This window comes from Caulobacter sp. GW821-FHT09B08, from assembly GCF_059418225.1.
In genome coordinates this window covers 78,488-103,923 of sequence record NZ_JBWKPL010000012.1, presented here as the reverse complement: position 1 = coordinate 103,923, position 25,436 = coordinate 78,488, and the positions used below count along the sequence as shown (strand labels likewise).

The 25,436-nt window shown below is 69.3% G+C and carries 22 protein-coding genes and 1 pseudogene; 10 read left to right on the top strand and 13 right to left on the bottom strand.

Translation table 11 applies throughout. The features are described 5' to 3' along the window. Positions 1-306: 306 nt before the first annotated feature. From AC07OA_RS24390 to AC07OA_RS24380, 3 genes and pseudogenes are all read left to right on the top strand, one after another. A pseudogene (locus tag AC07OA_RS24390) lies at positions 307-510 on the top strand (cold-shock protein); the annotation flags it as partial. Positions 511-651: 141 nt separating this feature from the next. After that, positions 652-849: a cold-shock protein gene (locus AC07OA_RS24385; protein WP_026171987.1), complete on the top strand. Its 198-nt coding sequence runs from the start codon at positions 652-654 to the stop codon at positions 847-849. Between the two features lie 152 nt (positions 850-1,001). Then, a complete protein-coding gene (locus AC07OA_RS24380) occupies positions 1,002-1,871 on the top strand; it encodes a serine hydrolase domain-containing protein (RefSeq protein WP_494666424.1) in 870 nt (289 codons plus the stop codon). Here the strand turns inward: AC07OA_RS24380 and AC07OA_RS24375 are convergent. Further along, positions 1,868-4,174: an NADP-dependent malic enzyme gene (locus AC07OA_RS24375; RefSeq protein WP_494666423.1), complete on the bottom strand. Its 2,307-nt coding sequence runs from the start codon at positions 4,172-4,174 to the stop codon at positions 1,868-1,870. The genes AC07OA_RS24380 and AC07OA_RS24375 overlap by 4 nt on opposite strands. Positions 4,175-4,524: 350 nt before the next feature. Between AC07OA_RS24375 and uraH the strand changes: the two genes are divergently transcribed. The 5 genes from uraH to guaD are packed head-to-tail and all read left to right on the top strand — an operon-like array spanning position 4,525 to position 10,929. Then, complete coding sequence (gene uraH, locus AC07OA_RS24370) at positions 4,525-4,872, top strand: hydroxyisourate hydrolase (RefSeq protein ID WP_494666422.1); 348 nt, start codon at positions 4,525-4,527, stop codon at positions 4,870-4,872. Beyond that, the gene (xdhA, locus tag AC07OA_RS24365) at positions 4,872-6,317 is read left to right on the top strand and encodes a xanthine dehydrogenase small subunit (RefSeq protein WP_494666421.1); all 1,446 of its coding nucleotides are present in this window, start codon (positions 4,872-4,874) and stop codon (positions 6,315-6,317) included. The genes uraH and xdhA overlap by 1 nt, the downstream gene beginning before the upstream one ends. Next, entirely contained in the window at positions 6,310-8,646 is a 2,337-nt protein-coding gene (gene xdhB / locus AC07OA_RS24360; protein ID WP_494666420.1) for a xanthine dehydrogenase molybdopterin binding subunit, read from the top strand. The genes xdhA and xdhB overlap by 8 nt, the downstream gene beginning before the upstream one ends. Continuing rightward, complete coding sequence (xdhC, locus tag AC07OA_RS24355; protein WP_494666419.1) at positions 8,643-9,656, top strand: xanthine dehydrogenase accessory protein XdhC; 1,014 nt, start codon at positions 8,643-8,645, stop codon at positions 9,654-9,656. The genes xdhB and xdhC overlap by 4 nt, the downstream gene beginning before the upstream one ends. Then, positions 9,643-10,929: a guanine deaminase gene (gene guaD / locus AC07OA_RS24350; RefSeq protein ID WP_494666418.1), complete on the top strand. Its 1,287-nt coding sequence runs from the start codon at positions 9,643-9,645 to the stop codon at positions 10,927-10,929. The genes xdhC and guaD overlap by 14 nt, the downstream gene beginning before the upstream one ends. A gap of 138 nt (positions 10,930-11,067) precedes the next feature. On the opposite strand, the gene AC07OA_RS24345 is transcribed toward guaD, so the two are convergent. Together AC07OA_RS24345 and AC07OA_RS24340 are read right to left on the bottom strand one after the other, a co-directional pair. Beyond that, positions 11,068-12,027 carry a nucleoside hydrolase gene (locus AC07OA_RS24345; protein ID WP_494666417.1) on the bottom strand — a complete coding sequence of 320 codons (960 nt, stop codon included), beginning with the start codon at positions 12,025-12,027 and terminating at the stop codon, positions 11,068-11,070. A gap of 143 nt (positions 12,028-12,170) precedes the next feature. Continuing rightward, entirely contained in the window at positions 12,171-14,363 is a 2,193-nt protein-coding gene (locus tag AC07OA_RS24340) for a TonB-dependent receptor (protein ID WP_494666416.1), read from the bottom strand. On the opposite strand from AC07OA_RS24340, the gene AC07OA_RS24335 reads away from it, so the two are divergent. After that, positions 14,347-14,496, top strand: coding sequence for a hypothetical protein (locus AC07OA_RS24335; protein ID WP_494666415.1), 150 nt, complete (start codon positions 14,347-14,349; stop codon positions 14,494-14,496). The two genes, AC07OA_RS24340 and AC07OA_RS24335, sit on opposite strands and share 17 nt — an antisense overlap. An 82-nt stretch (positions 14,497-14,578) precedes the next feature. On the opposite strand, the gene hpxZ is transcribed toward AC07OA_RS24335, so the two are convergent. Genes hpxZ through AC07OA_RS24320 form a run of 3 tightly spaced genes read right to left on the bottom strand, consistent with a single transcriptional unit; the run spans position 14,579 to position 16,598 of the window. Further along, positions 14,579-14,980, bottom strand: a complete 402-nt coding sequence (hpxZ, locus tag AC07OA_RS24330) for an oxalurate catabolism protein HpxZ (RefSeq protein WP_494666414.1) — start codon at positions 14,978-14,980, stop codon at positions 14,579-14,581. Beyond that, positions 14,977-16,386, bottom strand: coding sequence for an AtzE family amidohydrolase (locus tag AC07OA_RS24325; protein WP_494666413.1), 1,410 nt, complete (start codon positions 16,384-16,386; stop codon positions 14,977-14,979). Before AC07OA_RS24325 ends, hpxZ begins: the two co-directional genes overlap by 4 nt. Next, positions 16,383-16,598, bottom strand: coding sequence for an AtzG-like protein (locus tag AC07OA_RS24320; RefSeq protein ID WP_494666412.1), 216 nt, complete (start codon positions 16,596-16,598; stop codon positions 16,383-16,385). Before AC07OA_RS24320 ends, AC07OA_RS24325 begins: the two co-directional genes overlap by 4 nt. 225 nt (positions 16,599-16,823) lie before the next feature. Here AC07OA_RS24320 and AC07OA_RS24315 point away from each other — a divergent pair, with 225 nt between their 5' ends. Continuing rightward, positions 16,824-17,771 (top strand): acetamidase/formamidase family protein, encoded by a 948-nt coding sequence (locus AC07OA_RS24315; protein WP_494666411.1) that lies wholly within the window; start codon positions 16,824-16,826, stop codon positions 17,769-17,771. 3 nt (positions 17,772-17,774) lie between these two features. Here AC07OA_RS24315 and AC07OA_RS24310 read toward each other — a convergent pair whose 3' ends face one another. The 7 genes from AC07OA_RS24310 to AC07OA_RS24280 all read right to left on the bottom strand — a co-directional run bounded on the left by AC07OA_RS24310 (position 17,775) and on the right by AC07OA_RS24280 (position 25,384). Then, positions 17,775-19,412: a hypothetical protein gene (locus AC07OA_RS24310; RefSeq protein WP_494666410.1), complete on the bottom strand. Its 1,638-nt coding sequence runs from the start codon at positions 19,410-19,412 to the stop codon at positions 17,775-17,777. A gap of 75 nt (positions 19,413-19,487) precedes the next feature. Next, entirely contained in the window at positions 19,488-20,174 is a 687-nt protein-coding gene (locus tag AC07OA_RS24305) for a TetR/AcrR family transcriptional regulator (protein ID WP_494666409.1), read from the bottom strand. Further along, a complete protein-coding gene (locus AC07OA_RS24300; protein WP_494666408.1) occupies positions 20,171-21,355 on the bottom strand; it encodes a urate hydroxylase PuuD in 1,185 nt (394 codons plus the stop codon). Before AC07OA_RS24300 ends, AC07OA_RS24305 begins: the two co-directional genes overlap by 4 nt. A 1-nt stretch (position 21,356) precedes the next feature. Further along, the gene (gene uraD / locus AC07OA_RS24295; RefSeq protein ID WP_494666407.1) at positions 21,357-21,878 is read right to left on the bottom strand and encodes a 2-oxo-4-hydroxy-4-carboxy-5-ureidoimidazoline decarboxylase; all 522 of its coding nucleotides are present in this window, start codon (positions 21,876-21,878) and stop codon (positions 21,357-21,359) included. Further along, positions 21,875-22,789 carry an allantoinase PuuE gene (gene puuE, locus AC07OA_RS24290; RefSeq protein WP_494666406.1) on the bottom strand — a complete coding sequence of 305 codons (915 nt, stop codon included), beginning with the start codon at positions 22,787-22,789 and terminating at the stop codon, positions 21,875-21,877. Before puuE ends, uraD begins: the two co-directional genes overlap by 4 nt. A gap of 121 nt (positions 22,790-22,910) precedes the next feature. Continuing rightward, positions 22,911-24,134 carry a pyridoxal-phosphate-dependent aminotransferase family protein gene (locus tag AC07OA_RS24285; protein ID WP_494666405.1) on the bottom strand — a complete coding sequence of 408 codons (1,224 nt, stop codon included), beginning with the start codon at positions 24,132-24,134 and terminating at the stop codon, positions 22,911-22,913. Further along, positions 24,131-25,384: an allantoate amidohydrolase gene (locus AC07OA_RS24280; RefSeq protein WP_494666404.1), complete on the bottom strand. Its 1,254-nt coding sequence runs from the start codon at positions 25,382-25,384 to the stop codon at positions 24,131-24,133. The genes AC07OA_RS24285 and AC07OA_RS24280 overlap by 4 nt, the downstream gene beginning before the upstream one ends. Positions 25,385-25,436 lie beyond the last annotated feature (52 nt).

Here is a 25,436-nt window from a genome sequence, read left to right as displayed (position 1 = left end):
GGGTGGAGCAGCCCGGTAGCTCGTCAGGCTCATAACCTGAAGGTCACAGGTTCAAATCCTGTCCCCGCACCCAAGACCCCAAAGCGAAGCTTCTGAACGCATGCCGACGTGTGGCGCGAATGCCACTTCCGGTGGCGTTTCGGCCGCTATCGACCCGTGTCACGCGAAAATTTATCGCCCGGACCGGCCTTGGCTTGAGATTCTGCAATGAAACCCCGTAGCGCGTTCCTCGGATTTGCGTCATGAGAGCAGGATGGAAGGACGCGGGTCGGCAACTGGCCCGCTGAATGAGGTTTTGAGGATAAGATGGCGAACGGTGTCGTTAAGTGGTTCAACCCGGCCAAGGGCTTTGGTTTCATTCAGCCCGAGGACGGCGGCCAGGACGTGTTCGTCCACATCGCCGCGGTTGAACGCTCGGGCCTGTCGGGCCTGAACGAAGGTGACCAGGTGGCTTACGAGCTGGAAGAGGATCGCCGCTCGGGCAAGACCTCGGCCGGCAATCTGCGCGTGACCGGCCAAGGCGCCGCTCCGTCGGCTCCGCGCCGTCCGGCCCGCGACTTCGGTGGCGGCGGTGGCTCGCGTGGCGGCTATGACGCTCCGCGCGGCGGCGGCTATGGTGGTGGCGGCGGCGCCGGCGAAGCCGGCACCGGCGTGGTGAAGTGGTTCAACAGCACCAAGGGCTTCGGCTTCATCCAGCCGGACAACGGCGGCGGCGACATCTTCGTGCACATCTCGGCCGTCGAGCGCGCCGGCCTGCGTGGCCTGAACGAAGGCCAGCAAGTCGGCTACGAACTGGAACAGGATCGCCGCTCGGGCAAGACCTCGGCCGGCAACCTGCGCATCCTCTAAGGATCGATCCGGGCGCGGAGCGCCCGATCGCCTCCTGAAGGACGAAAATCGGGCCCCGCCGGGGCTCCTCCTCCGTCGCAGAGACGGAGCGGGAGCTTCTGCGGGGCCTTTTCGCGTTCGAAATCGTCCCTTCCGACCGGCGGAGAGCGTCCATGCAAGCCGTAGCCTTCGTCGACGCGATGGGCCAAGCGATAGTGGAAGGGATCGTCGGGCCGGTGCCGTGGTGGAGTTTCACCAAGACGGTGCTGGCCATCGCCGCGTTACGCTTGGTCGAGCGCGGAGACCTGGCGCTGGATGCGCCGCTCGCCGGCCCGCCCTACAGCCTGGCGCAGTTGCTGCGGCACGAGGCGGGCCTGCCGGACTATGGCGGCTTGGCGCGCTATCACCAGGACGTGGCGGCGGGACGGCTGCCCTGGCCGGTCGAGCGCCTGCTGGCGGCGGTCGAGGCCGATCGTCCGCGTTATGAACCCGGCCAAGGCTGGGCCTATTCCAACATCGGCTATCTGCAGGTGGGGCGCCTGGTGGAGGCGGCTTCGGGCCGCGACCTGGCGGGCGCCCTGGCCGACCTGGTGTTCGCGCCGGCGGGCCTGGCGACCGCGCGGCTGGCGACCAGGCCGGAGGATCTGGCCGAGGTGAGCATGGGCGCGGCCGCCGGCTATCACCCGGGCTGGGTCTATCACGGCTTGGTGGTCGGCGAGGCGATCGACGCCGCCCGCCTGCTGCGTGCCCTGCTGACCGGCGTCTTGCTGCGCCCCGAAACCCTGGCGCGGATGACCCAGGGGCGGGCGCTGCCCGAGCATCGCGACGCCCTCTATCCCGATCCGGCCTACGGCCTGGGCCTGATGCAATGGGCGCATGACCCGTGGGCCCATCCGATGGGCCACACCGGTGGCGGGCCGGGCAGCGACATCGCCGTCTACGGGCGGGGCGGCCGCGCCTGCGCCGTCTGGAGCGACGCGGCGACGGGACCCGGACCTGTGGTGACGGCGGCGTTCGAGCGCCTGGCCGCCGGGCCGACCTAGCCCTTCCGCCCCTCGCGCTCGACGGCGGCCTGGTTGACGGCGATGGCGGTCATGTTGGCGATGCCGCGCGCGGTGACGCTGGGCGTCAGCACGTGGACCGGGCGGCTCATGCCCAGCAGGACGGGACCGACCAGCAGGCCCTCGGTGGCGGCGCTAAGCAGGGTCAGGGCGATATTGGCCGCGTCCAGGGTGGGCATGACCAGGAGATTGGCCGAGCCCTTCAGGGCGCTGTCGTGCACCAGGCGGTCGCGCAGGGCCTGGGAGAGGGCGGCGTCGGCGTGCATCTCGCCGTCGACCTCAAGTTCCGGCGCGCGCTCGCGCACCAGGGCCAGGGCGTCGCGCATCTTGCGCGCGGTCGGCGAGTTCGAGGCGCCGAAGCTGGAGTGCGAGAGCAGGGCCGCCTTGGGCGTCAGGCCGAAGCGGCGCACCGATTCCGCCGCCAGCAGGGTCATCTCGGCCACCTGTTCGGCGGTCGGGTCGACATTGACGTGGGTGTCGCAGAAGAACAGCGTGCCGTTGTCGAGGATCAGGGCCGACAGGGCGTAGATGCGGCCGACGTTCTCGCGCTTGGGGATAATCGGCAGGACATAGGTCATGTGCTGCCACCAGTCGCCGCTGCCGCCCACCAGGGCCGCGTCGACATGGCCGGCCTGCAGCAGCATGGAAGCGGCCACCGTGCGGCGGTTGGCCACCCGGCGCTCGGCGGCCAGGGGCGGCACGCCGCGCCGGTTGACCAGGCCCTGATAGCGCTCGACCAGCGGGGCGAAGAGCTCGCGGTCGGCCGAGGGATCGAGGATCTCGACGCGCTCGCCGAACCGCAGGCCCATCTGCTCGGCCTTGGCGGTGATCGCCTCGCGGCGGCCGATCAGCACCGGTTTGCACAGGCCCTCGTCCAGCACGGTCTGGACCGCGCGCAGCACGCGCTCGTCCTCGGCCTCGGCATAGGCGACGCGCACGCCACCCGACTCCTTGGCCGCCTTGGTCGCCTTGCGGGCCCGCTCGAACACCGGCCGCATCAGCTGGCCCGAGCGGTAGACGAACAGCTCCAGCTCCTGGCGATAGGCGTCGAAGTCGGCGATGGGGCGAGTGGCCACGCCGCTGTCCATGGCCGCGCGGGCCACGGCCGGGGCGATCTGCAGGATCAGGCGCGGGTCGAAGGGCTTGGGAATGATGTACTGCGCGCCAAACATCGGGGCGACGCCGCCATAGGCGCTGGCCACCACTTCCGAGGCTTCGGCCCGGGCCAGTTCGGCGATGGCCTCGACGGCCGCCACCTTCATGGCCTCGTTGATCTCCGAAGCGCCGACGTCCAGCGCGCCCCGGAAGATGAAGGGGAAGCACAGGACGTTGTTGACCTGGTTGGGATAGTCGCTGCGGCCGGTGGCCATGATGGCGTCGGGGCGCTGGGCGACGACGAGCTCGGGCAGGATCTCCGGCTCGGGATTGGCCATGGCCAGGATCAGCGGATTGGGCGCCAGCAGCGGCAACCACTCGGCCTTGAAGACGCGGGGCGCCGAAAGGCCCAGGAAGATGTCGGCGCCGGGCAGCACGTCGGGCAGGGTGCGCGCGTCGGTCGGCCGGGCGTAGCGGGCCATGTTGTCGGGCATGTCGGGCTCGCGGCCGGCATAGACCACGCCCTTGATGTCGGTCAGGGTCACGTTCTCCACGGGCAGGCCCATGGAGACCAGCAGGTCCACGCAGGCGAGAGCCGCCGCGCCGGCGCCCGAGGTGACCAGCTTGACGTCCTTGAGGGTCTTGCCCTGCACCACCAGGGCGTTGCGGACGGCGGCGGCGCAGACGATGGCGGTGCCGTGCTGGTCGTCGTGGAAGACCGGGATGTTCATCCGCTCGCGCAGCTTGCGCTCGATGACGAAGCATTCCGGAGCCTTGATGTCCTCTAGATTGATGCCGCCGAAGGTGGGCTCCAGGGCCGCGACCACCTCGATGAAGCGGTCGGGATCCTCGGCGTCGACCTCCAGGTCGAACACGTCGATGCCGGCGAACTTCTTGAAGAGCACCGCCTTGCCTTCCATCACCGGCTTGGACGCCAGCGGGCCGATATTGCCCAGGCCCAGCACGGCGGTGCCGTTGGAGATCACGGCCACCAGGTTGCCGCGGGCGGTGTAGTCGCGGGCGCAGTCGGGATCGGCGGCGATGGCCTCGCAGGGGGCGGCCACGCCCGGCGAATAGGCCAGCCCCAGGTCCCGCTGGGTGGCCATCCGCTTGGTGGCCTCGATGGCCAGCTTTCCGGGCCGCGGCAGACGGTGATAGTCCAGGGCGGCTTTACGGAAATCCTCGTCCATCGGTCGTTCCTCGGTCTGCGCAAGGTGCAAGCGGCGCGGGTCGTCTTGTGTCGACTGCGACCCGTCAGGGCCTAGCTACCGGTGTTGGCGCGGCATTTCCAACCTTACGCCAAGGGTTTCGGCGTTTTTTGCGCATCAGGGCGCCTGACGAGCGATCGAGGATGGCTCCATAAGTAATAAAAGACTTATATAACGCCCAAGCGACGGGCGCCGGACGCCTGGGTCCCGGGCGGTCGCGGGTCTTCCGCGCGAGCCGGGCGCGCCGGACTGGACTTGCGGGCGAGGCGGTTCCAGCATCGTCCGTGAGCCCCTGGGTCTGGAACGGCCCCCGAACGAGGAACGACGACAGCATGAGCGGCCTGACCACCCATATCCTCGACACCGCCGCGGGGCGTCCGGCGGCGGGGGTGGTCGTGCGGGTCTCGACGCGGCGCGACGGCGTCTTCGGCCTGCTGGGCCAGGTGCGCACCGACGCCGACGGCCGGGCGCGGCTGATCGAGGGGCAGGACCTGACCCCCGGCGGCTACCGGCTGGAATTCGCCGTGGCCGACTATTTCAAGGCTTCGGGCGCGAGCCTGAGCGATCCGCCGTTCCTGGACGTGGTGACGATAGACTTCGCGGTGGCCGATACGGCCCAGCACTATCACGTGCCGCTGCTGGTCTCGCCGTTCGCCTATTCCACCTACCGGGGCAGCTGATGGCCGGAACCGTCCGCTTCCTGCTGAACGGCGAGGTGGTCGAGGCCAAGGGCGTCGATCCTACCCGCACCCTGCTGGAACATCTGCGCGGCGACCTGCGGCGCACCGGGACCAAGGAAGGCTGCGCCGAGGGCGACTGCGGCTCGTGCACCGTGCTGGTGGGCGAGCTGGACGGGCAGGGCGACACCGCGTGGCGCGCGGTCAACAGCTGCATCCAGTTCGTGCCCATGCTGGACGGCAAGGCCTTGATCAGCGTCGAAGGCCTGGCTTCCGACAAGCCCCATCCCGTCCAGGCGGCCATGGTCGAGCATCACGGCTCGCAGTGCGGCTTCTGCACGCCGGGCATCGTCATGTCGCTGTACGGCCGGGCCGTGGCGGCCAAGGGGACGGACGCGCCGGTCGACGAGGTGCTGGCCGGCAACCTGTGCCGCTGCACGGGCTATGGCGCGATCATCGCGGCGGCGGGTGACATTCCCAGCGAGGCCGCGCCCGACGTGTCCGAGGGCCTCCTGGCGCTGCGGCGCGAGACGATGCTGGAGCTGGAGCACCGGGATGTCGTGGCCGGCGTCACGCGACGCTGGTTCGCGCCCCAAAGCGTCGACGAGCTGGCCCAGACCTATGCCGCCCATCCCGACGCGACCCTCGTGGCCGGGGCGACCGACATCGGCCTGTGGGTGACCAAGCTGCGCAAGCCGCTGAAGACCCTGATAGACATCGGCCGGGTGGGTGAACTGAAGACCCTTGTCCACGAGGACGGCGGCGTGCGGATCGGCGCGGGCGTACGCTATGTCGACGCCCTGGAGACGCTGGCGGGGCTCTATCCCGACCTCGGCAGGATGATGCGGCGGCTGGGGTCCACCCAGGTGCGCAACAGCGGTACGATCGGCGGCAACATCGCCAACGGCTCGCCCATCGGCGACATGCCGCCGGCCCTGATCGCGGCGGGCGCCCAGCTGGTGCTGCGCCAGTGGAACGCGCGGCGCACGATCCCGCTGGAGGATTTCTTCCTGGCCTATGGCAAGCAGGACCGCCGGCCCGGCGAGTTCGTCGAGGCGGTGATTGTGCCCGAGCCGAAGCCCGAGACGATCTTCAAGGTCTACAAGCTGTCCAAGCGCTTCGACCAGGACATCTCGGCCGTCTGTGGAGCTTTCGCCATCGAGGTTCGCGACGGCGTCGTGGCTTCGGCCCGCATCGCCTTCGGCGGCATGGCCGGCACGCCCAAGCGGGCCACGGCCTGCGAGGATCGGTTGATCGGCGAGCCCTGGAAACCGTCCACCATCGACGAGGCCGTGAAGGCCCTGGCGGGCGATTTCACGCCCCTCAGCGACGCCCGCGCCTCGGCGGCCTATCGCGCCCTGGCGGCCGGCAACATGCTGCGCAAGGTCTTCATCGAGTCCGCCCAGCCGGAGGTGGCGACCCGCGTGCCGGAGGCCGCGCATGGCTGATTCCGGAACCACGGTGATCGAGCCTGTCGTCTTCCAGGGCGTCCACGCCTCGCTGCCGCACGACAGCGCCCTGCGCCATGTCTCGGGCACGGCGATCTATGTCGACGACATTCCCGAGCCGCCCGGCACGCTGCATGTCCATCTGGGCATGAGCAAGAAGGCGCACGCGCGGATCGTGTCGATGGACCTGTCGGCCGTGCGCGCCTCGCCCGGCGTTGTGATCGTTCTGACGGCGGCCGATATCCCCGGCGAGAACGACGTCAGCCCGGTGATCCACGACGACAAGCTGTTCGCCGACGGCGAGGTGGTTTGCGTGGGCCAGAGCCTGTTCGCCGTGGCCGCCACCTCCATCGCCGCCGCCCGCGCCGCCGCCGCCAAGGCGGTGATCGAATACGAGGACCTGCCGGCCGCCATCGACATCGCCGCCGCCCGCGCCGCCGACCTGAAGATCGAGGCCAGCCAGCGCATGGCGCGCGGCGACGCGGCGGCCGCCCTGGCGGCCTCGCCCCGGCGTCTGCAAGGCGGCTTCGCCATCGGCGGCCAGGACCATTTCTACCTCGAGGGCCAGGTGGCCCTGGCCACGCCCCGGGAAGGCGGCGATGTCCACGTCTGGTCGTCCACCCAGCATCCCAGCGAGGTCCAGCACCTGGTGGCCCACGTGCTGGCCGTGCCCAGCAGCGCGGTGACCGTCGAGGTGCGCCGGATGGGCGGCGGGTTTGGGGGCAAGGAGACCCAGGCCTCGCTGTTCGCCGCCGCCGCCGCCCTGGTGGCGGTCAAGACCGGCCGTCCGGCCAAGGCCCGTCCCGACCGGGACGAGGACATGGTCATGACCGGCAAGCGGCACGACTTCGAGGTCGGCTACGACGTCGGCTTCGACGACGAGGGCCGGCTGACGGGCCTGAAGCTGGAACTGGCGTCGCGCTGCGGCTGCAGCACCGACCTGTCGATGGCCATCAACGACCGGGCCATGTTCCACGCCGACAACTGCTACTTCCTGCCGGCCGTCGAGATCGTCTCGCACCGCTTCAAGACCCACACGGTGTCCAACACCGCCTTCCGGGGTTTCGGCGGGCCGCAGGGCATGGCCGCCATCGAGCACGTGATGGACGCCGTCGCCCAGGCCATGGGTCTGGACCCGCTGGAGGTGCGCCGCCGCAACCTCTATGGCGGCGAGGGCCGGAACCTGACGCCCTACGGCCAGACTGTGGAAGACAACGTCGCGCCGCAGCTGCTGGCCCAACTGGCCGCCTCCTGCGACTACGAGGCTCGCCAGCGCGACATCGACGCCTTCAACGCCGGCAGCCCGATCCTGAAGAAGGGCCTGGCCCTGACGCCGGTGAAGTTCGGCATCTCGTTCACCACCACCCACCTGAACCAGGCCGGGGCCCTGATCCACCTCTATGCCGACGGCTCGATCCTGCTGAACCACGGCGGCACCGAGATGGGGCAGGGGCTGTTCGTCAAGGTGGCCCAGATCGTCGCCGAGGCCTTCAAGGTGCCGGTCGACCAGGTGAAGGTGACCTCCACCGTCACCGACAAGGTGCCCAACACCTCGGCCACGGCGGCCTCGTCGGGCACGGACCTCAACGGCATGGCGGCCCTGAACGCGGCCAACACCATCAAGGCGCGGCTGGTCGAGTTCGCGGCCAGGAAGTGGGGCTGCGAAGAGGCCGAGGTCGAGTTCACGCCCGAGGGCCTGCGGGCCGGGACCGAGCTGGTGCCGTTCAACGTGCTGTGCCGCCAGGCGCATCTGGGCCGGGTCTCGCTGTCGGCGACCGGCTTCTACGCCACGCCCAAGATCCACTACGACCGCAAGACCCATACGGGCCGGCCGTTCTACTACTACGCCTATGGCGCGGCCTGCAGTGAGGTGCTGATCGACACCCTGACGGGCGAGATGAAGGTCACCCGGGCCGACATCCTGCACGACGCCGGGCGCTCGCTGAACCCGGCCATCGACCTGGGCCAGATCGAGGGCGGCTATATCCAGGGGATGGGCTGGCTGACGACCGAGGAGCTGGTCTACGCCGCCGACGGCCGCCTGCTGACCCACGCCCCCTCGACCTACAAGATCCCCACCTGCGGCGACCGGCCGGCGGTGTTGAACGTCGAGCTGTGGGAGGCGGGCCGGAACGTCGAGGAGACGATCCACCGCTCCAAGGCCGTGGGCGAACCGCCCCTGATGCTGGCGCTGTCGGTGCTGTCGGCGGTGAGCCGGGCGGTGGCCAGCGTGGCCGACCACAAGGTGTTCCCCGACCTCGACGCCCCGGCGACACCGGAGCGGATTCTGATGGCGGTGGAAGACGTCAAGCGGCGGGCCGCGTCGTGAGCAACTGGGCCCGCCAATCCCTCGCGCGCCTGGCCGAGGACCGCCCCGTCGCCCTGGTCACCATCCTGGCCACCGAGGGCTCGGCCCCGCGTGACGCCGGGACCAAGATGGTGGTCTGGGCCGAGGGGCAGGCGGGCACCATCGGCGGCGGCAATCTGGAGCACCAGGTCGCCGACCAGGCGCGCAAGCTGCTGGCCTCGCCCGTGCATTTCGCCCTGCAGGACTATCCGCTGGGCCCGCTGCTGGCCCAGTGCTGCGGCGGCCGGGTGCGGCTGCTGATCGAGCGGCTGGACAGGACGGCCGTCGACTGGCTGACCGAGGCCGCGCGCCGGCTGGACGCGGCCCAGCCCTTCGAGGTCCGTACCCGCTTCAATCCCGGCGCCCTGGTCAAGACCATCGCGCCGGTCACCGCCCTGCGCCCCGACGGCGCGCCGATCACCCTGGCGGGCGAGCCGGCCACGGCGCGCGGCGCGCGACCGGCGGTGGGCGACGAACTGGTCGAGCCCCAGGATCTGCCGCGTCCGCCGGTGCTGCTGTTCGGCGCCGGCCACGTGGGCCAGGCCGTGGCGCGGGCCATCGAGCCGCTGCCGTTCCGCCTTCAATGGTACGACACTCGGCCCGAGACCGTCGACCTGCCCGGGGTCACCATCGGCACGGCGGCCGAGCTGGCGGCGGCGGCCATGGGGGCGGGCCAGGACGCCTATGTCCTGATCATGACCCACGACCATAATCTGGACTACGCCCTGACCTCCTCGGCCCTGGCCGGCGGCGGGTTCGGCTATCTGGGCCTGATCGGGTCCGACACCAAGAAGGCCCGGTTCCTCAGCCGCCTGCGCAAGGACGGCTTCGGCGAGGGGACCGTCGGGCGCGTGACCTGCCCGATCGGCCTGCCGCACCTGAAGAACAAGGCCCCCGAGGTGATCGCCGTCTCGGTGGTGGCCGACCTGCTGCTGCGGCTTGAGGCCGCTCGGCGTGAACACTCGAAGGAACTAAAGATTGCAAGCCTATAGGGCGTCGATCCTCCATCTGGAGGCCGACCCGAGCACCACCGACGGAGAGGCGCACGCCTTCCACGCCGACGGCCTGCTGCTGGTCGAGGACGGCCGCGTCACAGCCTGCGGCGACTACGCCAAGCTGGCCGACGAGCTGGGCGACACGCCGGTGGAGAACCTGACCGGCAAGCTGATCGTCCCCGGCTTCGTCGACACCCATATCCATTTCCCGCAGGTCGACATCATCGCCGCCCATGGCGAGCAACTGCTGGACTGGCTGGAGCGCCACACCTTCCCGGCCGAGGCCGCCTTCGCCGATCCGGCGCATGCGGAGGAGACCGCCGAGTTCTTCGTCGAGGAGCTGCTGCGCAACGGCACGACCAGTGCCCTGGTGTTCGGCTCGGTGCACAAGGGCTCGGTCGAGGCGCTGTTCGCTTCGGCCCTGAAGCGCGACATGCGGGTCATCGCCGGCAAATCGCTGATGGACCGCAACGCCCCGCCGGGCCTGACCGACACGGTCGAGACCAGCCGCGCCGACATGCTGGACCTGATCGCGAACTGGCACGGCAAGGGACGCCTGGGCTACGCCGTCACGCCGCGTTTCGCGATCAGCTGCAGCGACGAACAGCTGACCATGGCCGGCGAGATCCTGGCCGAGCACCCGACGGTGTGGATGCAGACCCACCTGTCGGAGAACCTGCGCGAGATCGTCGATACGGCCCGGCTGTTCCCGGAGGCCGAGGACTATCTGGACGTCTACGACCGCTTCGGCCTGGTGGGGAAACGCTCGATCTTCGCCCACTGCGTCCACCTCCAGGGCGACGCCTTCCAGCGACTGGCGGGGGCGGGCTCGGCCATCGCCTTCTGCCCGACCTCGAACCTGTTCCTGGGCTCGGGCCTGTTCCCGCTGGAGACGGCCTGCGCCCATGGCGTGAAGGTGGGGATCGGCACGGACGTGGGGGCGGGGACGACCTTCTCGATCCTCCACACCCTGGGCGAGGCCTACAAGGTGGGCCAGATGCGCGGCGAGGCGCTGGACCCGTTCCATGCGCTTTACCTGGCGACGCTGGGCGGGGCGCGGGCCCTGGGGCTGGAGGACGAGATCGGCAGCCTGGAGGCCGGCAAGATCGCCGACTTCCTGGTGCTGGACCTGGCGGCCACGCCGCTGCTGGCGCGACGGATGCCGGCGGCGAAGAGTCTGGAGGACCGGCTGTTCGCGCTGACGGTGCTGGCGGATGACCGGGTGGTGGAGAGGACGTACGTGGCGGGCGTGGAGCGGTATCGGCGTTAGTGGGCGCCCACTTGCCCCCACCTGACCGCTGCGCGGTCTGTCCGCCCCCGTAGGGGGCGGAGGACGAAAACTCCGCATCCTCTTCCCCCTCCGGGGGAAGGAGGGCCGAAGGCCCGAAGGGGGCAAGTGTTAGCCGCCTCAGGCCTTCATCGTCTCCGCATACAGCTTCAACAACCCAGCCTCGTTGACCCCAACGGTGATCGCCTGGATCGGCTGGTCGTCCCAGGCGCTCGGCCCGAACAGCTCGCCTTCGACCTTCTGGCAGGTCTGGCCCAAGGCGATCCCATCCGTGACCACCCGGATCGACCCACGCCGAACCTCGAACAGCGACGGATCGATCACATAGGCCACGGCCGCCGCGTCGTGCACGCAGCAGCCGACGATCCCGTCGCGCCCGCCGTAGAAGGCCGCGTAGGGCTTGGAGATGGCGTTGAGGAAGGCGCCGGCCGGACCAGCCTTGGCTTCCAGATCGTCCATATAGGCCGGGCTCATCACCACCTGGGTGGTGACGTCCAGGCTGACGGCGGTGACGAACCAGGGAGCGGTGAAGACCAGGTCCGCCGCCTCGGGGTCGTTCCAGATGTTGGCCTCGGCCACCGGCGTGACATTGCCCGGCTTGCCGGCCACGGCGAAGGCGCCGCCCATGATCACCACGCCCTTGAGCAGCTTGGCGACCTCGGGATCGGCCTGCAGCGCCAGGGCCAGGTTGGTCAGCGGCCCCACCGCGACCAGGGTGATCTCGCCGGGGTTCTCGCGGGCCAGGTCGATGATCGCCTGGTAGGCGGGCTTGGCCTCGGGCTCCGCCGGGACCAGGCCGGTCAGCTCGACGTCGCCCAGGCCGTTCTCGCCGTGCACGAAGGTGGGTGAGGGGTTGCGAGGCCGGGTCAGCGGCTTGTCCGTGCCCTTGAAGACCGGGGCCTGCAGGCCGAAGCGGTCCTTCAGATAGAGGGCGTTGCGGGTGGTGGTGTCGATGTCGGCGTTGCCGAACACCGTGGTGACGGCCACCAGATCGAGCGCGGGGCTGGCCTCGATGAAGAGCAGCGCCATGGCGTCGTCGATGCCGGGATCGGTGTCGAAAATGATCTTTTGCGTCGTCATTCGAAGGACTTATCTCATCGTGGGATGGAGGGGGAGACCCTCCGAAACGAACCATGCTCCCGACGCGGGCCGGGAGCATGGCTGGACGATGGCAATCCTTCGGTCTTCCGCCCGGCGGTGAGGCCGGGCGGGTCTTCTTGGGATTACCGCTTGGCGGTGATCGAGATGCCGATGATGCGGGGCTCGTTCACGAAGCCGGTGTTGTTGTCGAAGTCGATGCCGCCGCGCAGGTTCACCTCGTTGGTGATGTTGCGGGCGAACGCGGCGATCTCGTAGCTGCCGTCCTGCTTGGCGTAGCCGAGCTTCAGGCCGCCTTCGAAGTCGCCGTTCGTGTAGTACTCCTTGCTCTCGTAGAGGAAGATGTTGGTGTAGCCCTGGCGGAACCAGTCGGTGTAGGCGAACAGTTCGCCGTCGCCGATCGGATAGCTGTAGCGGGCCGTGAAGGTCAGGATCGACTTCGGCGCGTTCGGGAACGGGTTGCCGTTGATCAGGGCCAGGCCGCCGGTGGTGACCGGATCGGTGACCGTGCACTGGCCAGAGCCGCAGGCGGCGGTGGTCAGGTCGGCGTCCTTGATTTCGGTGTGGTTGTAGCTGTAGCCGGCCGTCAGCAGCAGGTTCTCGCTGACCGCCCACTCGCCGTCGACTTCGAAGCCGTAGGCCTCGCCCTTGTCGGCGTTGATCAGGCGGTTGGAGTTGCTGCCGCCGCCGATGGCGCTCAGCTGCAGATCCTTGACGGTGTAGGCGAACACCGCGCCGTTCAGGCGGACGCGGCGGTCCAGGAACTCGCTCTTCAGGCCCGCTTCATACGACATGATCGTTTCGGACTGGGCGATCGAGGAGGCGCTGCCGAAGGCGATGTCGCGGCCCTGGATCGACGGACCGCGGAAGCCCGAGGCGACCTTGGCGTAGAGGCTGACGTCCGGAGCGACGTCGTAGAACGCCGACAGGTCCCAGCTGACCTTCTCGTCCGACACCGAGACCGGCGCGGGGATGCCGAACGGCGAGCTCAGCACCGACATGTCCTTGTCGTCGCTGGTGTAGCGCAGGCCGCCGGTGACCTTGAAGTCTTCGGTGAACTTGTACGAGGCCTGACCGAACACGGCCCAGGCGGTGTTCTTGTGCTCGATGGTCGAGGGCGGGGCGAAGCCGGGGTCGCTGGCGACCGAGAACTTGGACTTGAAGTAGTAGGCGCCCACCTGCCAGGTCAGCGGCGAGGCGTCGTCGCTGGCGAGGCGGATTTCCTGGGTGTACTGGTCCAGGTCGATGGCGTCCTGCGAGGCGGAGTCGAACGGGATGAAGCCCGGGCCGACGCCGGCCACGCCGCCGTCGATGTCGCCGCGGCTGTAGCCGTTGGTGGTCTCGTAGGCCGAGATCGAGGTCAGCTTGGTGCTGCCCAGATCGTAGTCCATCTTCAGCGAGGCGCCGTTGCCGTCGAACTTCTGCGGGTTGTTGTTGCCGCCGTTGTAGAAGACCTTGTCGCGGTCGAAGTTGCCGTTGATCTTGTTGCTGCCGGTCGTGAGGATGTTGGCGCGGAAGATCGCGGCGGTGCCGTCCAGCGAGCGGTTGTGCAGGTTCAGCAGGGCGCTGAACTTGTCGGTCGGCGTATAGAGCAGTTGGCCGCGGATGGCGTATTCGTCATAGCCGCCCAGGGCGTTCTTTTCGCCGTTGAAGCCGTTGTCGATGTAGTCGTTGCGGTGCTGGGCCAAGACCGACAGGCGGCCCGACAGCACGTCCTTCACCAGCGCGCCGCCGATACCGCCGTCGAACGTGGCGGTGCCGTAGGTGCCGTAGGTGGCGGTGCCGATGGCCGAGAAGTCCTGGCTCGGCTTGACGCTGTCGAACTTCACGATGCCGGCGGTGGTGTTGCGGCCGAACAGGGTGCCTTGCGGGCCGCGCAGGATTTCAACCTGCTGGACGTCGAAGATCGGGGTGCTCTTCAGCACGACGTTTTCCATGACCACGTCGTCGATGATCACCGACACCGGCTGCGAGGCGGCCAGGTCGAAGTCCACGTTGCCCAGGCCGCGGATGTAGAAGCGCGGGGCGGCGCGGCCGTTCGAGGATTCGATGTAGAGGCCCGGAACGCGGCTCGACAGGCCCACGATGTCCTCGCCGGCGGCCAGGACGTCGCCCAGCTTCTCGCCCGACATGGTGGCGACCGAGACCGGAACGTCCTGGACGTTTTCCGAGCGCTTCTGGGCGGTGACGATCACGTCGTCCAGGGTGACGGAGGCTTCCTGGGCGAAGGCGGGCGCGGCGGCGCCGACGGCCAGGGCCAGGGCGGTGAGGGCGGCGCCGCGGTGGAGGCGGCTGCGCAGCTTGGTGGCGGTGGTCATTGAAGTATCCCCTTCATGCGCCGACGGCCCGGCGCTTGAGGGTGCAATGCACAATGCCGAAGGCGAATCCAAAGGTTTGATGACGCTGGCGCCGCCGTTTGGTGAAGTTTTTGCCCGGGATGTCACTATTTGACCACGCCGCAACAAGACTGCCCAAAAGCAGATCAGAAGTCAGAGGATTATTACTTATCGTCATGGGGCGGACGATCTGTCGCTTACGGAACAAGGCGTTGGTCGACGCCGTCCTGCAGCAGCGAAACGTGGGCCGAGACGATTTTCCAGCCGATTTCGGTGCGCAGCCAGGTCTGGCTCTGGCGGCCGGTGCGTTTTGCCCCTTCGCGTTGGAATTCGACATTGGCGATTGCGAAATCTCGCCCAAACGTAGTGATTTCGGTCCTTAGGCGCGAACGCTGCGGCGACCCGCCGGCCCGACCGATTCGAAAGGCCGCGATGGCCTCGAAGCCGTAGAGGTTCTCGGCCACGCCGTAGCGCACGGTCTGGGGCGCGTCGCGGAAGAAGCCGTCCAGGGCTTCGACGTCGTTGGTCATCAGCGCCACTTCGTAGGCGTCGACGGCGGCGGTCACCTCGGCCAGGGTTTCGGGATCGTCGATGATCATGCCGTGGGCTCCGGAGGCGTGTACGCGGCGACCACGCCTGCCTGTTCCAGGCGCAGGGCGGCGGCCAGGGCCAGGTCCTCGCGCCAGGCCGGGGCGATGATCTGCACACCGATGGGCAGCTTGCCGGGGCGGTTCACCGGGGCGGCGACCACCGGCAGGCCGATGTAGCTGATGGGCTGGGTGTAGGCGCCCAGGTTCTTGCGCACCGACACCTGTTGGCCGTCCACCTCCATGGTCGCCTGGCCGATGCCGGGGGCGGGGCAGACCGAGGCGGGGGCCAGCAGGATGTCGAAGTTCTCGAAAACCTCGCGGACCGCGTCGCGGAAGACCGGGCGATAGCGCCGCGCCGCCTCGGCCACGGCTTCGGGAACCAGGGCGCCGGCCAGCAGGCGGTCGCGCACGGCGGGATCGTAGTCCAGCGGGCGGGCCTTCAGGTCGGGCAGGTGTAGGTGGGCGGCCTCGACGGGAGTCAGGCAGAAGGCGGCGGCGCGGGCCTGCTCGGCGCCGGGCAGCTCGACGCCGCGCCGGGCCTGCAGGGCGTCGGCGACGATCTCCAGCGCTTCCAGCACCTCGGGGAAAGCGCCCTGCGCGAACCAGCCGCCCAGCACGCCGACGCGAAGGGGCGCGTCGAGCATGGCTTGCAGGCGAGGGGCGGCTGGTTCGGCGGGCCGACGGCAGAGGGGATCCAGCGGATCGGCCCCCTGCATCAGGTCGTAGGCGAGGGCCAGGTCCGCGACCGACCGCGCGAACGGTCCCACGTGGTCCAGGCTCTCGACGAAGGGAAAGGCGCCCTGGCGCGACAGGCGGCCCAGGGTGGGCTTGAGGCCGAACACGCCGCACAGGCCGGCGGGAATGCGGATCGAACCGTTGGTGTCCGAACCCAGGGTTAGGGGGACGAGGCCGCCCGAGACCGCGGCCGCCGAACCGCCCGACGAGCCGCCGGCGATGCGGGTCAGGTCATGCGGATTGCGGGTGGGGCCGTCATGGGCGTTTTCGGTGACGAAGCCATAGGCGAACTCGTCCATGTTCAGCGCCCCGATCAGCACCGCCCCGGCGGCGGTCAAGCGTTGGACGGCGGTGGCGTCGTGAGCGGCGGCGGGCGCGTCGCGGCGGATCTTGGAGCCGGCGATCGTGGTCCGGCCTTCGACGTCGAACAGGTTCTTGACCGCGAAGGGCGCGCCGGCCAGCGGCCCGACCGGGCGGCCGGCGGCGAGATCGGCGTCGAGGGCTTCGGCCTGAGCCAGGGCGCGCTCGGCGAAGACAGCGGTATAGGCGTTGAACGGATCGTTCGTCGCACGGGCTAGGGCCGCCTGGGTTTCCTCGCGGGCGGTGGTCTTGCCGCCCCGAATGTCGGCGGCGACGGTCGTGGCCGAGCGGAAATCGAAGCGGGAGCTCGGGGCGCTCATGGCTCGAAAGCCTCGGGCGCGGGCGGCGCATCGTCGAGCGCGGCGATGAAGGTCGCGGTCTGGCGGCGCAGCAGGATCAGGTTCTCGATCACCCCGGCGTGCGTCTCAGGCGGCAGGGACAGGCCCAGCGCGTCGGCGCGGGCGTCGGCATGGGCCGCCATCGCCTCGTCGTCGAGGGCCAGGAACGCCGAAAGCGCCGGATCGGTCGCCATGCGGAAGGGACTCCACAAGTAAGAAAATTCTTCATATCCGGGATATCCGGTGTCCGCCAGCGCCGCGCCGTCCGGATCGCCTCGACGCTCGCCCACACATCAGTGACGCGGTCGCGGCGCCCGCCGGATGGGCGCCGGCGGCTTCCGCGTCCCACCGCGATGGTCCAGGCTAGGGCGTCGCCGTCGGCGCGGGCCATTTGGGTTTGGTAATAGAGGGCTTACTTTATGCGACACCACCTGGCTTCGACTCCGCAGACTGTGCGCTTCGGGATTTTCGACGCGGCCTTCGATCCGGTGCTGACCGTCCAGCCCGGCGACACGGTGGTGATCGACTGCGTCTCGGGCGGTCCCGAGGTGATGCCCGAGCCGGATTCGGGGCTTTCGATCCCGCCTGCTCTGCAGGCGATCCACGACGCCAAGCTCGACCGGATCGGCCCGCACATCCTGACCGGCCCCGTGGCCATCGCCGGCGCCGAGCCGGGCGACACGCTGGAGGTGCGGATCGAGGCCATCGAGCCCAACAACACCTGGGGCTATTGCGCTGTCCGGCCGCTGGCCGGGACCCTGCCGGACGAGTTCCCCGAGCGTTATGTCAGCCACATCGCCGTCGACGCGGGAGCGGGAACCTGCAAGCCGGCCTGGGGACCGACCCTGCCGCTGCGGCCCTTCTTCGGCACCACCGGCGTCGCACCGCCGGCCAAGTACGGACGCCTCTCCAGCCGCGAACCCCGCGAGCACGGCGGCAACATGGACTGCAAGGAGCTGATCGCCGGCTCGACCCTGTTCCTGCCGGTCTGGGTTCCGGGCGCCAACTTCTCGGCCGGCGACGGCCATGGCCGCCAGGGCGACGGCGAGGTCTGCGTCAACGCCCTGGAGATGGGCCTGACCGGGACCTTCACCTTCGTGCTGCACAAGGCCGCCGACGTCGGCGCGCGCACCTGGCCCAGCGCCGAAAGTCCGACCCACTTCATCACCCTGGGCTTCGACGAGGACCTGGACCTCGCCATGAAGCAGGCCCTGCGCGGCATGATCGACCTGATCGTCTCGCGCTCTTCGCTCACGCGGGTGCAGGCCTATCAGTTCTGCTCCCTGGCCGTGGACTTCCGCGTGACCCAGACGGTCAACGGCGAAAAGGGCGTCCACGGCATGCTAGAGAAGGGCGTGCTGTTCTAGGCCTCACTCTTGCGGGCGGGGCATGTCGACCGACAGGGCCGTCACGATCGGCTCGGCGGCGTTGAACTGGCCCTGCGGCACGCCGGCGTCGTCGGGATTGGCGAAGATCACCAGGGCGCTGTCGAGGGTCTTGCGGCCGGGGGAGAGGTAGAAGCCGGTCTTGCCGCGCTCCTTGGCCATCAGGGCGCTGTGCAGCAGCAGCGCCTCGCCGGAGACCAGTGGCGTCGCGCCCGAGATATAGATCAGCTCGCCGCCGAACTTGGCGTCCTTGGGCTTGATCAGGTAGCGCGACTTGGTCGTGCGCCAGACGGGCTTTGTCACGGGGTTGAAATCGGCGGGCTTGAGCAGCGGCCGGATCGCGCCGTAGAGGCCGCTGGTGGCCTTGGGATTCTCGATCATGGCCCCGGCCTTGGCCGTCAGCCCGTCGGCGCGCAGCTGCTCGGGCGAGCGGGCCAGGGCGCCGGTCAGCTCGGACGGCTGGGCGCCGGCGCGCAGGCGCTCGGTCAGCGTGGCCACGGCGGGGGCGGTCGGCGCCATCCAGCGCGTACGGGCGGCGAAGGCCGTCCTCGCCTCCTTGACCCGGCCCTCGGCCAGGTCGCGGCCGACGGCCTGGAAGTCCAGAAGTTCCTCGGTCTGGCTGACCATGGTCTGGTCGTTCAGGCCCTCGCCGCTCTTGATCAGGGCGTCCACCGCCGTGCGGGCCTCGGCGGCCAGGGTGTTGGACCGCTCCAGGTCGCCGGCCAGCATGTAGGACACCGCCCGGCGCGCGGTGAACACGGTCGGGATGGGCGTGCCGTCCTTGACGAAAGCCTCCATGGTCGCGGTCAGGCTTTCCATGTCGCCCGCCGCGGCCTTGTAGTCGCCCGACCACAGATGGCTCTCGTAGCGGCGGTTCAGGCCCGGCGGATACAGGCGGCCGTAGCGTTCCAGGAAGACCTGCTTGGCCGGGGTCATCTCGGCCGTCAGCCCGACGTAGGGCGCGGCCAGCAGCTGGTTGTTCAGGTCGAACGGCGAGGCCTCGGCCATGCGCAGGGCCGCGTCCTCGGCTTCCTTGGGGCGGCCCAAACGCAGCAGGGCGGCGGCCTCCAGGTTGGCGCCCGACAGGCCCAGGCTGCGCTGGAAGCCGCGATTGGCGCTCTGGGTCGGGGCGATGGTGGGCAGCGACCGCGAATCGGCGAGAGCGGCCTCGAAGTTCTTGGCCTCGATCTGGTGGATGGCCCGGGCCAGAACCAGCTGGGCGCGGCGGGTCTCGTCCTTCTCGGCGGCGAGGGCGGCGGTGCAGGCCTCGACCCCGGCCGCCCCCTTGCTCTTCTTGCCGTCGTCGGCGGTCTCGGGCGCGCCGACCAGGCCGCCCACCACGCCGGCCGTGGCGGTGATCGCCAGCAGATAGCCGATGGTCTGGGCGGCAGAGAGGCCGGCGGGCTGGCCGTCGCAACGCACATGGACCGAGCCCTCGGGCTTGGCCGGTTCGGCGGTGGCGGCGGTGGTCGTGGTCGGAGCGACGGCCACGGGCGGGGGGATCGACTTGTCGATGACGGGAACCGGAGCCGGCGGCGGCGGGGCCGCGTCCTGCGCCAGCACCTGGCCGCCATAGGCCAACAACGCCGCCGTACAGACAGCGACCCGCAACGCTCCGCTCATGAACTCGTCTCCCCCAAACTCCCGGCATAACAGCCGAAGGTTGCGGCGGGCGCAACGGTCAAGGTTGGAGCGGCGCTACGGGCGCTTGGTCAGATAGCCTTCCAGCAGGTCCAGCGCATGGGTCAGGCGCGCGCGGCGCCATTCCGGCTTGCTCATGTCGGTGTCCAGCGTCACCGACAGAGAATAGCCGTTGGCCAGGTGGAAGCGGCTCATGGCGGCGATGGTCACGTAGATCTGGGCCCAGTCCAGGTCGTCGCGGAACAGGCCCTGCTGCCGGCCGCTGTCGATCAGCCGCTCGATGGTGCGGCGCAGGGGAAAGGCCGTCTCGGTGACCTTGCGAGACTGCGAGACGAACTTGCCCTGCAGCAGGTTCTCGTTGCGCAGCAGGCCGTCGATGCGGGGGTTCTTCTCGAAATAGTCGAAGGTGAAGCGCTGCAGGGCGAAGAAGCCCTCCAGCGGCTTGTCGAAGTCGATCTTCAGCTCGGCCTCGCGACCGCGCAGGTCCTCGTAGGCGGCTTCCAGCACCGCCAGGTACAGGCCCTTCTTGTCGCCGAAGTAGTGGTACAGCATGCGGATGTTGCACTTGGCGGCCTTGACGATCTTCTCGATCCGCGCGCCGGCGTAGCCCGCCTGGGAGAATTCCTTGAGCGCCGCGGTCAGGATCGCCTTGCGCGTCCGCTCGGCGTTGCGTTTTCGCGGCGCCGGGGCGGCGGCGTCGTCGGTCGTGGTGTCGGCCGGTGGCGTCTCTGCCGCGGTGGTCACTGGGTTTTTGCTCCCGCCTTGATCCAGGCGCCCAACTGGGCGCGTTCGGCATCGGTAATGTGAGTCTCGTTTCCGAGGGGCATGCTGGTGGAATCAACCGCACGTTCGCGGATCTTGCCCGCATAGCGGGCCATGCCGGCCGGGGTGTCGAAAGCCGCGCCGTTGGGCGGGGCGGTGAAGCCCGGATGGGTTGGGACCGCCGCGTGGCACATCACGCAGTGCTTTTTGACGATGGCCTGGGCCACGGGGAAGGGGACGTCCGCCATGGTCTCGGCCGTCTTGGGCTTGATGCTGGCGATCATGCTGACGGCGAAGATCAGGAACGCCCCCAGGATCAGGTAGTCCGGCTTGATGATCCCGTGGTGGCGCAGGATGAAGAAGTAGCGGATCGACACCCCGCCCGCCGCGATCAGCGCCAGCAGCAGCCAGGCCAAGTGGTGCCCCGTCACCGCCGGATAGTGGTTGCTGATCATGATGAAGATGACCGGCAGGGTCATGTGGGTGTTGTGCACCGAGCGCTGCTTGCCCATCGCGCCCAGGCGTGGGTCGACCGTGCGGCCGGCCAGCATGTCGGCGACGATCTTGCGCTGGTTGGGGATGATGATCAGGAACACGTTGCCGACCATGCAGGTGCCGATGATCGCGCCCACGTGGATGAAGGCCCCCCGGTCGGTGAAGATCTGGGTCAGGGCCCAGGTCGCGGCGACCAGAACCAGGAACCACACCACCCCGAACAGGCGCGGCCTGTCGCCCAGCGGCGAGCGGCACAGGCCCTCGTAGACGGCGAGGCCCCCGAAGATGAAGGCCAGGCCCGTGGCGATGGCGGCCGGCTGGCTGAAAGCGTGCCTGGCCGGGTCGATCAGATAGACCGGCGCCTGCCAGTAGTAGAGGACGATCAGCAGGGCGAAGCCCGACAGCCAGGTGGTGTAGGCCTCCCATTTGAACCAGTGCAGGTGGTCGGGCATGTGGGCTGGAGCCGTCATGTACTTCTGCGAATGGTAGAAGCCGCCGCCGTGCACCGCCCACAGCTCGCCCTTCACGCCGTCCTTCTCGGGCACGGGGGCGCGCAGGTTGTTGTCCAGCCAGACGAAGTAGAACGAGGCCCCGATCCAGGCCACGCCCGCGATCACGTGCAGCCAGCGCAGGCCAAGGTTCAGCCAGGTCGTGACGTCGTATTCCATCTTAGGCGGTCACCGCGTCTTGCAGTCGAAGTTTGGAGATCAGGCCGATCTGCTTGACCGCTTCGGCGACCTCTTCGGCCGGGTCGGTGGCCAGGCGCGCCTGCATGGCGGCCAGGATCGAGGTCTTGTCGTTCAGCCGCACGGCGATGATGAACGGGAAGCCGAAGCGCTCGCCATAGGCGGCGTTCAAGGCATGGAAGCGCTCGAACTCCTCCGGCGTCAGCTTGTCGAGCCCGGCGCTGGCCTGCTCGGCGTTGCTCTCGGCGGTCAGGGTCTTGGCGATGGCGGCCTTGCCGGCCAGTTCCGGGTGGGCGCGGATCAGGGCCAGCTTGTCGTCGATGGAGGCCGCGTCGAGCACGGCCATCATGGCGGCGTGCATGGCTTCGACGCTGTCGAACGGGGCGGCGTCGTAGGCGCGCTCGACCACCCACGGCGACAGCTCGAAGGCGAAGCCCAGGGTGGTGGCGAAGCCGGTGCGGTTCATCCGGTTCAGGTCGGCGAGGGTCAGGGACGGAGCGCTCATCGGGCGGCGGCCTCATAGGGATGGGTCGCGATCCAGTGCCGCGCGACGTCGATGCGCTTGGCCACCCAGACCTTGTCGTGGGCCGTCACGTGCTCGAGGAAGCGGCGCAGGGCCATGATCCGGCCGGGCTTGCCGACGATGCGGCAGTGCAGGCCCACGCTCATCATCTTCGGCGCGGTCTCGCCCTCAAGGTAAAGGGCGTCGAAGCTGTCGCGCAGATAGGCGAAGAACTGGTCGCCGCTGTTGAAGCCCTGCGGCGCGGCGAAGCGCATGTCGTTGGCGTCCAGCGTATAGGGCACGATCAGCTGGGGCTTGCCGTGCTGGTCGTCCCAATAGGGCAGGTCGTCGGCATAGCTGTCGGCGTCGTAGACGAAGCCGCCTTCTTCCACGACCAGCCGGGCGGTGTTGGGGCTGGTGCGGCCCTGGTACCAGCCCAGCGGGCGCTCGCCGGTCAGGGCCTTGTGGATCTCGACGGCCTTGGCGATGTGCTCGCGTTCCAGGTCTTCGGGGAAATGCTGGTAGTCGATCCAGCGATAGCCGTGAGTGGCGATCTCCCAGCCGGACTTCAGCATGGCCTCGACGGCGTCGGGATTGCGCTCCATCGCCTGGGCCACGCCATAGACGGTCAGCGGCAGGCCGAATTCCTCGAACAATCGCCGGATACGCCAGAAGCCGGCGCGCGAACCGTATTCGTAGAGGCTCTCCATCGACATGTGCCGGGCGTCGGGGATCGGCTGGGCGCCGACCATCTCCGACAAGAAGTGCTCGGCCTGCGGATCGCCGTGCAGCACGCTGCGCTCGGCGCCTTCCTCATAGTTCAGCACGAACTGCACGGCCACGCGGGCGCCGTTCGGCCATTGGGCGTGGGGCGGGTGCTCGCCGTGGCCAATGAGGTCGCGGGGGTAGGTCATGCGCCGCAAGCCCCCTCAGTCGCTCCGCGACAGCTCCCCCAGAGGGGGAGCATCTGGGCCTTAGATCCTCCCCCTCTGGGGGAGGTGGCCCGAAGGGCCGGAGGGGGTAGCCGCAGGAAGCTCATGCGAACACCTTCGCCGCCGCGTCCACGCCCGCGCCGGCCGGCGCCCCAAAGCCCTCCCAACGCAGCACCGCCTCCAGCGCCGCCAGGGTCTGGAGCACGGCGTGCTTGCGGGCGTTCACGCCCATCGCCCCGATCCGCCAGACCTTGCTCGCCAGCGGCCCGAAGGCGGAACCGATCTCGATCTCGAACTCGGTGCGCATGCGGGCCTTCACCCGGTCGTAGTCGACGCCCGCCGGAGCCAGCACGGCGGTGACATTGGTCATCTTGTGGGCCTTGTCGCCGTAGACGGTCAGGCCCATGGCCTCGACCCCGGCCACCACCGCGGCGCCGGCCTGGGCATGGCGGGCGAAGCGGGCTTCCAGACCCTCCTCCAGCACCACCCGGGCGCATTCGCGGGCGGCGAACAGCATCGAGGCGGCTTCGGTGTGGTGGTTCAGGCGCTTGTCGGACCAGTAGTCCATGATCATCGCCAGGTCGAAATAGTTGGAGGCGATCCGCCGGCCATTGCCGTTCACCGCTCCCGGCGTGGCGATGCCGGCCTCGACGTGCTTGCGGCCGTTGATGTGCTCGGCCGCGCGGTCGCTGATCGTGATGGGGCCTGAACCCGACGGACCGCCCAGGCACTTCTGCAGGCCGCCGGTGACGATGTCGGCCTGCCAGGCGTCGACCGGGACCGACATGCCGCCGATCGTGGCTGTGGCGTCGACATACAGCAGGGCGTCGTAGCGGCGGCAGATCTCGCCGATGGCCTCGATGGGCTGGGCCATGGTGGTGGAGGTGTCGCCGTGCACGCAGGCCACGAGGCGCGGACGCACGCGCTTGACCGCGTCCTCCACGGCCTGAGGGTCGACCACCGTGCCCCAGTCGCCTTCGACGAAGGTGACCTGGGCGTCGCAGCGCTCGGCGATCTCGGCCAGCAGCAAACCGAAGCGCCCGGCGTTGACGATCACCACGTCGTCGCCCGGCGCCAGGGTCGAGACCAGGGCCGCCTCGATGGCCGCCCGTGACGTGCCATCGATCAGGAAGGTCCAGCGGTTCTGGGTCTGGAAGACCTGGCGGTAGAGCGCCATGGTCTCGTTCATGTAGCCGGTGAATTCGGGGTCGAACTGGCCCAGCAGCTGCACCGACATGGCGCGCAGCACGCGGGGGTGCACGTTGATCGGGCCGGGGCCCATCAGCAGGCGGGCGGGGTGGTCGAGTTCGCCGAAGGTTTGGGTCATGCGCGTTCGCGTCGTTCTAGCTGGTCGATGAAATGGAGCATGGCCCGGGCGGCCAGGGCGCAGTCGGCATCGGTCACGGCCTCGCGCGGGTTGTGGCTGATCCCGCCCTCGCAGCGGATGAACAGCATGGCGGTGGGGCAGAGATCGGCGATGACCATGGCGTCGTGGCCGGCCCCGCTGGGCAGGCGGCGCGGCGCCTGGCCAGCGGCGGCGACGGCCTCTTCCAGCAGGGCGGTCAGGCCGGGATCGCAGGGGCTGGCGTCCAGGGCCTGCATCAGGGTGACCGAGACCTCCAGGCCGCGCCGCGCGGCGATGGCTTCGATTTCGGCGGTGACCGCCTCGACGGCCGCGTCGCGCGTGGCGGCGACCTCGGACCGGATGTCCATGGAATATTCGACCGCGCCGGGGATGACGTTGAAGGCGCCGGGCAACGCCCCGATCCGGCCCACGGTGCCGACCAGCCCGTCCTGGCCGCCCGCGCAGATCCGCTCCAGCGCCAGGATCGCCTCGGCGGCGGCGGGACCGGGGTCCTTGCGCAGGTTCATCGGCGTGGTGCCCGCATGACCCGCCATGCCCGTGAACCGCACCATCAGCCGCTTCTGGGCGGCGATAGCGGTGACCACGCCTAGTGCGAGGCCCTCGGCCTCCAGGACTGGTCCTTGCTCGATATGGGCTTCGAGGAAGGCGAAAACCTCGCCGGGCTTGCGCGCGGCTTCCTCCAGGCGGGTCGGGTCGAGGCCGAACTTCGCGAAGGCTTCGGCGAGCGAAACGCCGTCGCCGTCCACCATTTCCATGACCATCGGATCGACGGTCCCAGCCACGGCGCGGCTGCAGGCCATGGAGGCGGGAAAGCGCGAGCCTTCCTCGTCGCCGAACGCGATCACCTCGACGGCGAAGGGCAGGCGGCGGCCGGTGGCGCTCAAGGCCTCGACCACGTCGACGCCCAGCATCACCCCCAGCGCCCCGTCGTAGCGCCCGCCGTTGCGGACGCTGTCGATGTGCGAACCGATCAGCAGGGCCGGGGCGCCGGGCGTGTCGCCCTCGTAGCGCCCGACCAGGTTGCCGGCGGTGTCGCGGCGGGCGCTCATGCCGGCCTGTTCCATCCAGAAGGCCAGGGTCTTCAGGGCCTCGTCGTGGGCGGGGGTGAGGAACCGGCGCACCAGCATGCCGTCGGCCTCGCTGTAGGGCGCCGCGCCCATCAGGTCGCAACGCGCCTTGGCCCGCACACCGATTTCGAAGGCTTCCGCCACCCTGCCGGGCTCCCCTTTGCCGCACACGTCATCCGTGACATGCTTCGCCTAG

Coding starts and splice junctions, on each gene's coding strand:
- xdhA (WP_494666421.1), top strand. CDS start 4,872: ATGGCCGGAACCGTCCGCTTCCTGCTGAACGGCGAGGTGGTCGAGGCC.
- AC07OA_RS24345 (WP_494666417.1), bottom strand. CDS start 12,027: ATGACGACGCAAAAGATCATTTTCGACACCGATCCCGGCATCGACGAC.
- AC07OA_RS24340 (WP_494666416.1), bottom strand. CDS start 14,363: ATGACCACCGCCACCAAGCTGCGCAGCCGCCTCCACCGCGGCGCCGCC.
- AC07OA_RS24320 (WP_494666412.1), bottom strand. CDS start 16,598: ATGGCGACCGATCCGGCGCTTTCGGCGTTCCTGGCCCTCGACGACGAG.
- hpxZ (WP_494666414.1), bottom strand. CDS start 14,980: ATGATCATCGACGATCCCGAAACCCTGGCCGAGGTGACCGCCGCCGTC.
- AC07OA_RS24300 (WP_494666408.1), bottom strand. CDS start 21,355: ATGGAATACGACGTCACGACCTGGCTGAACCTTGGCCTGCGCTGGCTG.
- xdhB (WP_494666420.1), top strand. CDS start 6,310: ATGGCTGATTCCGGAACCACGGTGATCGAGCCTGTCGTCTTCCAGGGC.
- puuE (WP_494666406.1), bottom strand. CDS start 22,789: ATGACCTACCCCCGCGACCTCATTGGCCACGGCGAGCACCCGCCCCAC.
- uraH (WP_494666422.1), top strand. CDS start 4,525: ATGAGCGGCCTGACCACCCATATCCTCGACACCGCCGCGGGGCGTCCG.
- AC07OA_RS24375 (WP_494666423.1), bottom strand. CDS start 4,174: ATGGACGAGGATTTCCGTAAAGCCGCCCTGGACTATCACCGTCTGCCG.
- AC07OA_RS24325 (WP_494666413.1), bottom strand. CDS start 16,386: ATGAGCGCCCCGAGCTCCCGCTTCGATTTCCGCTCGGCCACGACCGTC.
- AC07OA_RS24380 (WP_494666424.1), top strand. CDS start 1,002: ATGCAAGCCGTAGCCTTCGTCGACGCGATGGGCCAAGCGATAGTGGAA.
- AC07OA_RS24285 (WP_494666405.1), bottom strand. CDS start 24,134: ATGACCCAAACCTTCGGCGAACTCGACCACCCCGCCCGCCTGCTGATG.
- AC07OA_RS24315 (WP_494666411.1), top strand. CDS start 16,824: ATGCGACACCACCTGGCTTCGACTCCGCAGACTGTGCGCTTCGGGATT.
- uraD (WP_494666407.1), bottom strand. CDS start 21,878: ATGAGCGCTCCGTCCCTGACCCTCGCCGACCTGAACCGGATGAACCGC.
- AC07OA_RS24310 (WP_494666410.1), bottom strand. CDS start 19,412: ATGAGCGGAGCGTTGCGGGTCGCTGTCTGTACGGCGGCGTTGTTGGCC.